The sequence below is a fragment of the Brucella ciceri genome (assembly GCF_041930145.1).
Taxonomy (GTDB): Bacteria; Pseudomonadota; Alphaproteobacteria; order Rhizobiales; family Rhizobiaceae; genus Brucella; species Brucella intermedia.
In genome coordinates, this window is the sequence record NZ_JBHEEV010000005.1 from 16,921 (window position 1) to 29,847 (window position 12,927).

The following is a 12,927-nucleotide window of genomic DNA, read 5'->3' on the forward strand; positions in this document are numbered from 1 at the left end:
AGTTCTTTATGCTGAAAGCTATACACAGACGCACTATTATGCAAGTGCATAATAGTGCGTCTCCATGCTTTGCCTTTGCCCTCATATATGCGAGAGATAATCCAAAGGAGAGTTGCGCTTCATGACGAGCCTGTTCAAACGCGCCCCAGAAAGCGAACGCCGACGCGAACTGATTGAAGCGACATTGGAATGTATATCCGAGGTCGGGATTCAGGCCACGACCGTGCGTGCCGTTGCCGCTCGTGCGGGCGTAACAAACGGGCTGATACGCCATCACTTTGAGAACAAGGCCAATCTCATCGTCGAAGCTTATCGTCGTACAATGGAGCTGATCACCGCTTCCAGCATGGCGATATTGGAAGGGCGAGAGGGGAAACCGCATCAGCGGCTATTGCAATTCATCAAGGCAACACTGGAAGGGCAAGCCTCCGATGATCGGATGCTGTCGCTTTGGGCCACGTTCATCAGTCAGAATCGCGTGGATCCGATGATCATGGCGGTGCGCGATGAAAGCTATGCAAACCTTCGCAGGGCAACCGAGCCGCTTCTCGCCGAAGTTTTCACCGCCGAAGGACGCGCGTTCACCCCTGCGGAAATCGAACGCGCCGCCATTTGTGTGCACGCCATACTGGATGGTCTGTGGCTCGAAGCTTGCCTCGATCAGAGGCGCGAGAAAACGGATATGTTTGTGCAGCTTGCAAAAGAAATGATCGAAAAGGTTCTGGACACCTCTCTTTCCGAAGATTGAGCCAAGGTCGATCATTTCGCGATAGGGGCCTGCTGACTGCCTCAAGAAGCTTCCCGTTTCCAATCCCCCTCTAACTCAACACGATACCGCCATCGACGTTGAGGCTTTGTCCTGTAACAAAAGCGGCATCATCAGATGCCAGAAATGCGACCGGCCCAACAACGTCCTCCGGATCGCCGATACGACGCATCGCCGTCTTTTCCTGCCACGCCTGGCGCACGGCGGCATCATCCAGATTGACCCGCCCCATGTCCGTCAGAATAATTCCAGGGCAAATGCAGTTGGCCGTAATCCCATACGTGCCGACCTCCAGGGCCAGAACGCGGGTGAAGCCCATGACGGCAGCCTTCGATGCGGAATAATGGGCCTGTCCAAGCGCACCGTGCTTGCCGCCGATGGAGGCGATATTGACGATGCGACCGTATTTCTGCCGCTTCATGTGAGGAAGCGCTGCTTGAACGACCAAAAACGTACCCTTTGCGTTGACATCAAGCACACTGTCCCAGTGCTCTTCCTTCAGGTGCTCGACATCACCGGCGATCAGAATCCCGGCATTGTTTACGAGAGCATCGATGCGGCCGAACACATCAACAACATTGCTGACCATCGCTTCTACCTGGGCTTTGTTGCTCACATCAGCATAGACGGTCAGAGCCCGCCGGCTTGTGGCCTCGATTGCGCGCGCTACTTCCTGCAAGGCATCCTGTTGGCGCTCGATGTCGTTGATAGCAACATCGAAGCCACGTTTGGCCATGCCGATTGCAATGGCCCGGCCAATACCGCGACTTGCACCGGTAACGAGGGCGATTTTTGCCTGTTCTGTCATTTCATTCTCCCAAAATCAAAGCGCGGTATAGCCGCCATCCACGGCAAGCACGGTGCCGGTCACAAAACTTGCAGCATCGGACGCCAGAAACAGAACGGCATTCGCGATCTCTCTCGGTTCTCCCAGCCGTCCCTGTGGCGTCATGCGCATCCAGGTTGAGAACCATTCCTCATTGCTGCGGCCAGCAAGCGTCAGTTCCGTCGCGGTGTAGCCGGGTGCAACCGCATTGACGCGAACGCCCTGCTTTGCCCATTCCACAGCCAAGGACTTGGTAATGAGGTTTACTCCGGCTTTAGCGGCGTTGTAGGCAACCTGCGGCTGCGGATAGACGACGATCTCGCCGCACATCGACGAAATATTGACGATAGTGCCGCGTCCGACAGCGGCCATGCGCTTGCCGAAGGATTGGGCACAATAAAAGACGCCGTTAAGATTGATGTCGATTACAGCGTGCCAGTCCGCTTCGGATGTTTCGCTCGCGGGACTGTTGCGAACGATGCCCGCATTGTTGACGAGGACGTCCGGGACGCCAAACTCCGCGGCAATAGCATCGGCGGTTCGCTCCACCGCATCGCGGTCGGTCACGTCCAGAATGTACATGCTCGCAGAAGAAGGACGACGGGCATTGAGTTCCGCAGCCGCCTGCCTGGCAGCCGCTTCGTCGCGGTCGGTGATGATGACCGTCGCGCCGGCTTCAACGAAAAGCTCGGCAATCGCACGCCCGATACCCCGCGCGCCACCTGTAATAACGGCGTGCTTGCCGGTCAGTTGAAAATCAGTGAGCATTCAGTCCTCCCGCGACAATGTTTCAGGTAGCCCGAACGGCTTTCAATGCCGGATAAAGCGCCCGATATTGCTGATAGATTTCATTGTAGAGAGCCATCTCGCGCGGACGCGGCTCTATGCGCTTGCCGGGCTTTACCATGGCGGCAATACCCTCATCGATGGTTGCGAAATGGCCTGCTCCATGCGCAGCGAGCACCGCAGCTCCCACGGAAGGCGCATCGCGTGACTGCGGCACACAGACAGGCAAGGCCGCAGTGTCGGCATGGATTTGCAGCCAGAGCGGGGACGCGCTCGCACCGCCGCCGACGGTGATTTCCTGGCCTCGATAACCGGCTTCAGCCATGGCATCAAGAATAGTACGGGTGCCGAAACTGATACCTTCCATGATGGCACGGAAGATATGATGCGGTTCATGCGCCAGCGTCAGTCCGACGATTGCACCACGAGACAAGGCATCGGTATAGGGCGTGCGGTTGCCCTGAAAATGATCCTGCACCAGAAGCCCTTCAGCGCCCGGCTCCAGCGCAGCCGCCTTGGCGTTGAGCGCTTCCATGTCCATGGTCCCGTTCATCAGGCGTCCGAGCCATGCGATGATCGAGCCGGTGGAAGTCTGCCCGCCTTCGATAATATAGCGTCCCGGATAGACCATGTCGGGATAGCTGCCCCATATGCCCGGCGCGTGCAAAGGTTTGTCCGCAACACCAAATTGCAAGTGGGACGAGCCGGTTATCAGCGCAAGCTGACCGGGCTTGGCCACGCCCAGTCCTATCATGCCGATAAGTGCATCAGCGCCCCCCTGCACTACCTTTAGGCTCTGCGAGAGGCCGAGTTCGGAAGCAGCGGTTGCACACAGCCCGCCGATGACCTCTCCGGGTGCGACCACGCGAGAAGGCCATTTCTGCAATAGATCACTGAGGCCGAGTTTCTCCAGGAGTGTGACCGGGAAACCGCCGCGATCCGTCGAATAGTGCCAGCGGAGCGACACGTTGTTCAGACTGGCAGCTTTTTCACCGGTCAGGCGCAGTGTCATGAAATCCTGATACTCGCAGATCGTATCTGCTTTTTCGAATATCTCCGGCTCATTCCGCGCGAGCCACAGTGCTTTCGGGATCATCCATTCCGCCGAAACCGGTCCTCGCCCCCCGCCATTGGCCTGCAAGGCAATATCCGCAGTGGCAAGGACAGCATCGGCCTCGGCACTTGCTCGAACGTCCATCCAGATGATCGATGGACGCAGCGGTTTACCAGCCGCGTCCAGAGCCACGACCGTGCAGCTCGTCGTCGCCAGCGTGATTGCTTCTATCGCGGACGGGTCGACGGACGAATCCGCAATCGCCTTGCGCGCAGCCGTTACAAAGCCTGACCACCAGTCTTCGGGGTTCTGCTCGGCACGAGCGCCGCTGGAAAACTTGGTCTCATAAGGAACTGCGGCACTTGCAAGGCACGTGCCCGAAAGATCGTAAACCCGCGCGCGGACACTTTCCGTTCCTCCATCGGCGGTGAGAAAATAAGCCATTCAACTCCTCCCGAGGCAGATGCGAAAACTCCTCCAGTCTTCGCATACCTCATCGCGCATGTTTCAACTCAGGCTCCGAAACACTTCCAGCGCCTTGCCCGCATACATGACAGCCGGTCCGCCGCCCATTTCAACGGCTACCTCAAGCGCCTCGATCAGTTCCTGCTCGCTTGCTCCATGCCGGATCGCTGCATCCACGTGGTAAAGGATGCAATCTTCGCATCCCTTCACGACGGCAATACCGACAGCGATCAATTCGCGCTGGCCGGACGAAAACGCGCCGGCAGCGGTTGCGGTTTTGCTGACCTTGGCGAAGCCAGTCATCAATTCGGGCGCAGCTTTCGCAAAAGCGCCGAGCCGAGCCTGCGCTTCCTTGAGACGAAGCCTGACGTCCTCAGTCATGGGAACCTCCGATGGAACTCAAAATCAGATCGAGAACGTCCTTGGCCTGATCCCATTGCGGCATATGGCCGGACTGGCCGAGAAAATGCACCGCAATGGAAGGCGGAAGTGTCGTCGCCTGTTGCCATGGAATGATGCGATCCAGAAGACCGACCAGAACACGTACCGGTTTCGCGCGGGAAAGCTTTTCCAGTCCCGGAACAATATCGATCTTTTGCCCTGTAGGGGCCACAATGGCTGCTGCCAGCGCCTTGAGACGCCCTTGGGCCATGGTTTTAGCAAACTTCGCCGCCAGTTCCGGCGAAAGCTCTGCGGGCTTGGCAACGATACGACGCAGCAGATGGCTGACCTCGCCTGCCGTTGTTAAATGGGCCATGCCGGAAATGAATCCGACGTCCACGTCAGAACCGAGGCCGGCAGGAGCGATCAGCGTCAAGCTCGAAACACGGCTCACATGCACAGCTGCAAATTGTGCAGCTACGACGGCTCCAAGAGAATGCGCAACGACATCCACCTCGGCAATGCCCAGAGCGTCGAGGAATGCGGGCAGGAATGCGCTGAGTTCATCCGCATTCGTCGCATTGATGGTCGTCAGTCCGTGAGCAGGAAGATCGGGCGCAATTACCCTGAAATTCGCCCGGCGCAGACCCGATGCAATACCGGTCCAGGTCGTCCGGTCACCAGAGAAACCGTGCAGCAACAGGATTGTGCGGGCATTTTGGGGACCCTGATCCAGATAGGCGACACGGCCATTCGCCAGATCGGCAAAGTGCACAGCGCTGTTTGAATTCGAATTGCTCGACGCCGCCAGCACGTCTTCTTTCTCGATCCGCCCCCGGCGTCCGCTACCCGAAAGCGAATTGATGTCGATGCCATTCTGGCGGGCAACCTTGCGAGCAAGCGGCGTGGCCCGGACCCGCTCGCCCTCTCTTGCCGGAGTCATCTGTCTGGCGGCTAACGCTTTGGCTTCAGGCCGAATGGGTTCAGCCTTGTGCACCGCCACTTCAGGCGTTGCCGCAACTGCAGCGGCCACTTCGATACGGGCTATGGTCTCGCCAACCGTGACCATCTCGCCTTCCTCGCGCAAGATATCGACAAGCGTTCCACTCGCCAGTGCCGGAAACTCCGCAACGGTTTTGTCTGTCTCGATCTCAAGCACGGCCTCGCCGCGCTCGAAGCTCTCGCCTGCGTTCTTCAGCCAGCGAACGATACGGCCTTCTGCCATCGTTTCACCAAGACGCGGCATAGCGAGGTCGGTGACAACGCGTTCGTTCTGCGAACCGGCTGCGCGTGCGGGGTGCAACGCAGCCGGTTCTTCAGGAGAAGGCGCGCTTTCGCCACCTTCATCCGTCCAGTCGGGACCATCGCCGATATCGATACGCGCCAATGGCGCACCAACCATGACCTGATCGCCAATAGCTCCGATCCATTCGTTCAACGTACCGTCACCCAAGGCGGGAAACTCAGCCACGGTCTTGTCCGTTTCGATTTCTATTATGGAATCCCCGCGCTTGAAACTGTCCCCCGGCTTGACGAGGAAGCCGACGATCCTGCCTTCCTCCATTGTCTCGCCAAGGCGTGGCATTTTGAGAATCCGTTCGGTCATGACAGCATCTTCTCGGCAACGGAACGAATGAAATCGGGCGTCGGAACGCTTCCGGTTTCCAACTCCTGCGAAACCGAAATCGGAATATCTTCACCGGCGACACGTACAACGGGCTGTTCGAGATAGTCGAAACATTCCTCGGTAATGCGAGCGGCCAGCTCGGCCGCAACGCCTGCAGTCATGACACCTTCGGAAACCACCATTGCCTTGCCGACACGCTCGACATGTTCACGCACTGTGTCGAAATCGAGCGGGTTAAGCGTCCGAAGATCGACGACCGTCGCTTCGATGCCCTTCGCGGAAAGTTTCTCGGCGGCATCGAGTGCATAATGAAGCTGGCGCGAATAGGTGATGATAACGAGATCCTTGCCGGTGCGGCGCACCGCAGCCTTGCCCCATTCAAGCGGCTCGGCGTCGAGATCGACTTCTTCCTTGCGGGTGTAAAGCGCCTTGTGCTCGATGAAGACCACGGGATCAGGCTTCGTCAGGCTTTGGCGCAGCAGATGATAGGCATCCTGGACTGTGGCGGGCATGGCAAGGCGCAGACCTGGCGTATGCATTATCCATGCCTCAAGGCTCTGGGAATGCTGGGCACCGGCGGAGCGTCCGGTACCGCCCTGGGTGCGCAGCACCATCGGCACGCCGATCTGCCCACCGAACATGTAGCGTATCTTTGCTGCCTGATTGGCAAGCTGGTCCATCGTCATGCCGAGAAAATCGATATACATCAGCTCGGCAACTGGCCGCAGCCCCGTCATCGCAGCCCCGACCGCCGTACCAACAATAGCCGGTTCGGATATGGGCGTATCGATCAGGCGTTCAGGACCGTACTTTCCGATAAGGTCCTTCGTAACGCCATAGGCACCACCATAGCGCCCGACCTCCTCGCCGATCACGACGATGGTGTTGTCTTCCGCCATGGCGTCATCCAGCGCTTTGCGCAGCGCGTCGCGGTAAGTCATGGCAACCATTATGCTTCATCCTTGGAAAGTATGCGGTCGATACGGGTGCGGACAGGTTCGGGCTCGGGCTCCCCTACCGCATAAACATCCTTGAACATGGAAGTGAGCGGCGGCGCCTTGGATTCGACGGTGAAGTCGATGGTGGCGTCCATCTCGGCAGCAATGTCGCTATCCATGGCGTCAAGTGAGGCTTCCTGCGCGAAACCGGAGGATAAGAGCTGGTCGCGCGTGAATTTTACAGGATCTTTCTTGCGACCTTCGAGTTCTTCCGCCTCTGCGCGGTATGGGCTCTTATCCATGCGCGCATGACCAAAGAACCGATAGCAGGTGACAGACAGGAAGCCCGGCTTGCCGAGCCGCGCATCATCGATCAATCCCTGGGCAGCGTGCTTGACCTCCTCGACATCAATGCCATCGACAACCCTTCCGTTGAGGCCGAATGCGTGGGCCCGCTGATCAAAGGCGGTGTTGGCGGTCGCCTGATCGACGCGCGTTCCCATGCCGTACTGGTTGTTGATGCAGACAAAGACCACCGGCAGGCCCCACAGGGCGGCCATGTTCATGCTCTCATAGAGAATGCCCTGCTGCATCGCGCCGTCGCCAAAGAATGCGAGCGAAACGGAATTTTTCTTCAGGTATTTGCTCGACAGGCCTGCCCCGACAACAGATGGGATACCGCCGCCTACGATAGCGTTGGCCCCAAGATGACCGAGTGCCATGTCGGCAATGTGCATGGAGCCGCCCTTGCCATGGCAATAGCCGGTTTCCTTGCCGCCGATTTCGGCCATCATCTGCCTGGGATCGGCGCCGCGGGCGAGAAAGATGCCATGGCCGCGATGATGCGTCGTAAATGTGTCCTGTGGCTGCATGGCGGCGCACACACCGGCGGCAGCGGCTTCTTCGCCAATGGAAAGGTGAAGCATCGAACCTGCCGTCTGGCCGCGCACGAAGAGTTCGCCGACGCGTTCTTCAAAGGTGCGGATGCGGCGCATCGTTCGATAGAGTTCGAGAAGATTGGAGTTACTCGGATTTTGCACGTGCGCCTCCGACAGACCTGTCTGTTGCAAATGTTTCATGATGTCCGGTTCAATGCCCTCACAGGAGCTTTAGTTTGGTGGTACGCGAGACAACCGCGACCGCGACGAGAATGATGAGGCCCTTCACGATGCTCTGGATATACGTATCCATGCCAATCAGATTGAGGCCGTTATTGATGACGCCGATAAACAGCGCGCCGAAGAAAGTTCCGGCAACCGTCGCCGTACCGGGACGGAACATGGTCATGCCGATGAATACCGTAGCTAAACCGTCGAGGAGATAGCGCTCGCCGGCATTCGGCTGGCCGGAGCCGAGGCGCGCTGCCAGAAGCGCCCCTGCAACGGCTGCGAAAATCGAGCAGACGATCAGGGCGGCGGCGCGATAGAAGCGACCGTTCACGCCAGACAGCTCCGCAGCCTTGAGGTTGCCGCCCACAGCGTAAATGTAACGACCGAAGACCGTGCGCTCCATCAGGAACCAGGCGACGAACACCACGACGACCATGGCATAGGCAAGCACGGGAACACCAAAGAGCTGCCCCTGTCCCAGCCAGAGATAGCTGGCCGGAAGCCCGCCATAGATCGCGCGTCCGCCCGTCATCAGAAAGTTGATCCCATATAGAATGGAGCCTACTGCCAGCGTCGCAATCAGTGAGGGTACGCCGACCAGGGTGACGAGCGCCGCATTGACGGCACCGACGACAAATCCTGCCCCCAATCCGGCCAGCAACGCCAATGGCAAAGGCGTGCCCGCAACCAGCAGCAGCGGCACCACAATACCGGCCATGCCGACCATATAGCCGACCGAAAGGTCCATTTCGCGCGCGGCGAAGCCGAAGGTCAGGCCCGCGCCGACGATGGTGAGCATGGCAATCTGCTGGAGGATGTTGAGCAGATTGTTGGCCGTCAGAAAGCGGTCCACTGTCAGCGAAAAGCCCACGAACAGCAGGAGCAACACGAAGAGCGTTGAATATTTCAGCAGCCATTCACCCTTAAGCTTCTTGCCAAAGCTCTGCGCGTGACGCGACGATCGTGGGGCAACGGCGGGGTTTTGTGTATTCATTGGATAACTCCTGCCATTGCGGCAATGAACTTCGCTTCGGAAAAGGCCTCACGCGGAATTTCAGCACCCGTAGAACCGTTCACGAAGGGGATGACGCGGTCTGCCACGTCAGCAATTTCCAGCAGGTCGGACGAAGTGACCAGAATTGCCACGCCCTTGTCGGCGAGCCGGCGCATCTGAGCATGAATTTCACGCTTGGCCCCAATGTCGACACCCTCGGTGGGTTCGATGAAAATCATCAGCCGGTAGTGGTCGTCTGCGCCGTACAGCCACTTGCCGATAGAAACCTTCTGCTTGTTGCCGCCGCTCAGGTCCTTCACGAACTGATTGCGCGAATGCGCCTTCACGTTCAAAAGCTGCATGGTGCGGTCGGCTTCCTGCGCTTCACGGCGCATCGACAGCACGCCCGTGCCGCCCATGGCCGCAAATGACGGATGCACCATAGCAAGGTTTTCACGCACATCCCAATCGCCGATCAGCGAGTATTCCATGCGGTGATCGGGGACCAGAGCGACGCCTTTTTTCTGCATGGAACGCGCATCGATCCGGGCGATGGCGTCGCCCCGAAAACGGCAGCTGCCGCTGGTGACACCACTCCCCGCATAGAGCGAACGAGCGAAGCCAAAATGGCCGGCACCGGTCAAACCGATCAGGCCGACGATTTCACCGGCACGGATGGAAAATTTGTCAACTTCGACATTGCCTGCACGCCAGTCACTCACTTCCAGAACCACGGGGCCGAAACTGCGATTTTGGCTGCTCTCCGACGCCATCGCCGTTTTTCCGCCAGTGCGTTGCAGCATCAGATCAATCAGCCCGGCTTCGCTCGCTTCAGCAGCCCGAAGCGTCGCAACATGTCGGCCGTCGCGCAGGACCGTAATTCTATCGCTCAGTGCTTTTATTTCCGAGAGGAAATGGCTGATCAACACGATGCCAACCCCTTGCTGCGGCAAAGTCCTGATAATCTCCCAGAGGCTTTCCTTTTCGCGTGCAGGCAAGGTGGCCGTGGGCTCGTCAAGGATGAGCAGCCGGACATCGCCACGCAGTGCGCGAACAATCTCGATGATCTTCTGGTCAGCCATCGGCAGCATGTCGACCTGCTGGTCGAGATCGATGGAAACTTGCGGAAACCAGCGCCTGAGCAGTTCGCAGGCACGCGACAGCAGTTTGCGCTTATCAATGACACCGAGCCCAAGCCGGGGCTCGTCGCCAAGCAGAATATTCTCTGCGCCGGTCAGCCCGGGCACGAGACTGCCCTCCTGCGATACATGCGCGATGCCTTTGCGCAGCGCATCCCCGGCGCTTGTCAGCTTCACCGGCGCACCATCAATGGTGATTGTGCCGGATGTCGGGCTTTTGCTACCGCCAAGAATGCTGACCAGAGTGGTCTTTCCCGCGCCGTTTTCTCCGATCAGTCCATGCACCTCATCAAACCGAAACTCAGCGCTCACCTGATCCAGTGCCAGCGTTCCGGGATAGGACATAACGATCTGCGACAGGCTTACCGCCATCGGAGAACTCCCATGAATTCAATCTATTCCAAAAGGGGCCGGAGCGCGGAACGATCACGCTCCGGCCAGATGCAGGCAACGTTGGGGGCTTGCCTACTTCTTCGGGAGGAAGTCCTTGCAGTTCTGCTTGGTGACGAGAGGCGCATCGAGATAAACGGTCTTCGACGGAATGACCTTCGCGGCGTCATCCTTCTTGACCACTATGCTCTCGATCCATTCGCCAGTCTGCGCACCCATCTTTTCGAATGGCTGCGAGACCGTCGCGATCATCAGGCTGTCAGGCTTGCAAACTTCTTCGATGGCCTGCGGATGGCCGTCAATGCCAATCACTTTGACATTCTTCAGACCAGCGGCATTCAGCGCGTTGATCGCGGCCTGTGCAGGCTCATCCCATGGGGCCCAGACCGCATTGATCTCCTCGCCAAAGCGCGATGCATAGTCCTGCATGGTCTTGGTCGTGTCTTCGAAGAACGCCGTGTAGTCGATATTATGCTCAGCGATTACCTTTACTTCCGGGTATTCCTTCAGCACGGTCTCCATCACGTCGCCGCGCTTGCGCGTGCCATGGTGCTCAGCCATACGCAGGAAGACAAGATTGCCCTTGCCGCCCATCTCATTGAGCAAAAAGGGCGACACATCGGCCGACATTGCCCAGTTATTGGTGGTCACATCCACCACCACACCGTCGACCTGGCCGCTATCGATAGCGAAAACCGGAATCTTGGCCGCAACAGCGGAATCGATGGCAGCGCGTGAAGCGCGCAAATCCGACATGCTGACGATGATCGCATCCACCCCGCGCGAGGCCGCATCCTGAATGTTCGACGCCGTGCGCTCACCGGAGCCACCGCTATCAAGCACGCTTATGCTCCAGTCCTTGTTCGTCTCCTTGAGCCAGGCATCAAAGCCCGCCTTTGCGCGCTGCTCGGACTGCGCAGCAGCGTTGGAATGCACCCAGGCTACATTTGTAGCTGAAGCGCTTGCCGTGCCCATAAGCATGGCAAGGGCCGTGACAGCCACTGCTTTCTTGAAAAATCCAGAACCCATTTTTTCCTCCCAAAAGCCATGTGGTTGGCTCCACATCCGACTTTGATTGCTGCTTGCAGGCACATTCAGTTCGCTTGACGTCGAACTGGACCGTGACCATCGCGAAAAGCGCCATCGGCGCTCCGCCGTTCTCCCCTTCTGTCGCATCGGCGAATGCCTGTTTCTGCTCCTCCAGAACCACCATTCCGTCGCCTTGCGCCAGTTTCGTTTCCGATTGACCTCACTGCCCTTTCGCGCTCTTGTCCGCCGGAACGATTGGTATTAAGCGTCACCAAATTACAAATGTCAAATAGAAATACATTTGTAATTTGGTGAATGAAAAATCGAAAGAGAGACAGATGAGCGAATCCGAAGACAGCCTCATGGTGCGCGTGGCGTGGCTCTACTATGTTGGAGGATTCAACCAGGAGGCGACAGCATCCCGTCTCGGCCTGACCCGGGCCCGTGTAAACAAGATACTGGGCGAAGCCCGCGAAAGCGGTCTCGTCAGCATCTCCATCGACCATCAGAACGCTGGCACATTGCCCGTGGAAAATGAGCTGATGCGTCAGTACGGTCTGGATTTTTGTATTTCAACACCGCCATTTGGCTTTCAATCCGATGACGACACTGCCTCTGAAATCCGCAAACAGGTATCATTCCGAGCTGTCGGTGTTGCAGCCGCCACCTATCTGAAAAGCTTTCTGGCCGATCATGAGGATGCAACAATCGGCACCGGCTGGGGGCGAACCATAGAACAGATGACGCTGCAACTTGCTGGTGTACGTGCACCGCAGGCGCGCTTCATTTCCGTGATGGGATCGCTGACCGCAAACTCCGCCTATAATCCGTTCGAAGTTGTGCATATGCTGGCGCGGCGGACAGGCGGACAAGGCTTCTTCCTTCCTGTACCCTTCATCGCCGATTCCGCCGAAGATCGAAAAGTTCTCATCTCCCAACGCTCTGTGGCACGCGCGCTGGAAATTGCCCGTACCGCTTCCGTCTGCTTCATCAGTGCCGGTGAACTGACAGAGGATTCGCTGCTGCGCCGCCAGAACATGTTGAGCAAATCCGAACTGGAAAGCCTGCGTGCTGCCGGCGCCATCGGCGACACCAACGGCATCTTCTTTGACGAGAACGGGCAGCAGGTCGAACACGAGATGAACCAGCGGACCATTGCTCTGAGCTTCGCCGACTTGAAGAAGGTTCAGGTGGTCCTGCTCATCGCCGGGCAGGAGAAGGCCGTTGCCGCCAAAGCACTGCTCAAGAGCGGGATCGTGAACGGCCTGATTATAGACGGAGACGCAGCCGAGGCCCTGATAGCTATTCTATGACGGCATAGCGTGACCCGCCTTTCGATGGGAAGTCGCGCCGAAAACGGGAGAATGAGTCTCATCAGGTCGTTGCATGAAATATTGCCATTCTTCCCGAGCATGCTACCAAA

General features: G+C 58.0%; 12 protein-coding genes. 2 read left to right on the top strand and 10 right to left on the bottom strand.

All coding sequences use genetic code 11. From position 1 onward, the window contains the following. The first annotated feature begins 121 nt into the window (after window positions 1–121). Complete coding sequence (locus JNC63_RS11115; RefSeq protein ID WP_039853426.1) at window positions 122–748, top strand: TetR/AcrR family transcriptional regulator; 627 nt, start codon at window positions 122–124, stop codon at window positions 746–748. Window positions 749–818: 70 nt separating this feature from the next. On the opposite strand, the gene JNC63_RS11120 is transcribed toward JNC63_RS11115, so the two are convergent. The 10 genes from JNC63_RS11120 to JNC63_RS11165 form a co-directional block, all read right to left on the bottom strand. Continuing rightward, window positions 819–1,574 (bottom strand): SDR family NAD(P)-dependent oxidoreductase, encoded by a 756-nt coding sequence (locus tag JNC63_RS11120; RefSeq protein ID WP_006469769.1) that lies wholly within the window; start codon window positions 1,572–1,574, stop codon window positions 819–821. A 15-nt stretch (window positions 1,575–1,589) separates the two neighbouring features. Then, window positions 1,590–2,360: an SDR family NAD(P)-dependent oxidoreductase gene (locus tag JNC63_RS11125; protein WP_006469767.1), complete on the bottom strand. Its 771-nt coding sequence runs from the start codon at window positions 2,358–2,360 to the stop codon at window positions 1,590–1,592. Window positions 2,361–2,382: 22 nt separating this feature from the next. Then, the gene (locus JNC63_RS11130) at window positions 2,383–3,876 is read right to left on the bottom strand and encodes an FGGY-family carbohydrate kinase (RefSeq protein WP_006469766.1); all 1,494 of its coding nucleotides are present in this window, start codon (window positions 3,874–3,876) and stop codon (window positions 2,383–2,385) included. 63 nt (window positions 3,877–3,939) lie between these two features. Then, on the bottom strand, window positions 3,940–4,278 hold the full coding sequence (locus tag JNC63_RS11135) for a carboxymuconolactone decarboxylase family protein (protein ID WP_021586467.1): 339 nt from the start codon (window positions 4,276–4,278) through the stop codon (window positions 3,940–3,942). Beyond that, window positions 4,271–5,884 carry an acetoin dehydrogenase dihydrolipoyllysine-residue acetyltransferase subunit gene (locus tag JNC63_RS11140; RefSeq protein WP_006469764.1) on the bottom strand — a complete coding sequence of 538 codons (1,614 nt, stop codon included), beginning with the start codon at window positions 5,882–5,884 and terminating at the stop codon, window positions 4,271–4,273. Before JNC63_RS11140 ends, JNC63_RS11135 begins: the two co-directional genes overlap by 8 nt. Continuing rightward, entirely contained in the window at window positions 5,881–6,855 is a 975-nt protein-coding gene (locus tag JNC63_RS11145; RefSeq protein WP_006469763.1) for an alpha-ketoacid dehydrogenase subunit beta, read from the bottom strand. Before JNC63_RS11145 ends, JNC63_RS11140 begins: the two co-directional genes overlap by 4 nt. Then, window positions 6,855–7,883, bottom strand: a complete 1,029-nt coding sequence (locus JNC63_RS11150; RefSeq protein WP_085979586.1) for a thiamine pyrophosphate-dependent dehydrogenase E1 component subunit alpha — start codon at window positions 7,881–7,883, stop codon at window positions 6,855–6,857. The genes JNC63_RS11145 and JNC63_RS11150 overlap by 1 nt, the downstream gene beginning before the upstream one ends. Before the next feature lie 58 nt (window positions 7,884–7,941). Continuing rightward, window positions 7,942–8,946 (bottom strand): ABC transporter permease, encoded by a 1,005-nt coding sequence (locus JNC63_RS11155; RefSeq protein ID WP_006469761.1) that lies wholly within the window; start codon window positions 8,944–8,946, stop codon window positions 7,942–7,944. Then, window positions 8,943–10,457: a sugar ABC transporter ATP-binding protein gene (locus tag JNC63_RS11160; protein ID WP_021586465.1), complete on the bottom strand. Its 1,515-nt coding sequence runs from the start codon at window positions 10,455–10,457 to the stop codon at window positions 8,943–8,945. Before JNC63_RS11160 ends, JNC63_RS11155 begins: the two co-directional genes overlap by 4 nt. 93 nt (window positions 10,458–10,550) lie before the next feature. Beyond that, window positions 10,551–11,504: a sugar ABC transporter substrate-binding protein gene (locus JNC63_RS11165; RefSeq protein ID WP_022568402.1), complete on the bottom strand. Its 954-nt coding sequence runs from the start codon at window positions 11,502–11,504 to the stop codon at window positions 10,551–10,553. 338 nt (window positions 11,505–11,842) lie between these two features. Here JNC63_RS11165 and JNC63_RS11170 point away from each other — a divergent pair, with 338 nt between their 5' ends. Beyond that, window positions 11,843–12,817, top strand: a complete 975-nt coding sequence (locus tag JNC63_RS11170) for a sugar-binding transcriptional regulator (protein ID WP_006471919.1) — start codon at window positions 11,843–11,845, stop codon at window positions 12,815–12,817. The last annotated feature ends 110 nt before the right edge of the window (window positions 12,818–12,927 follow it).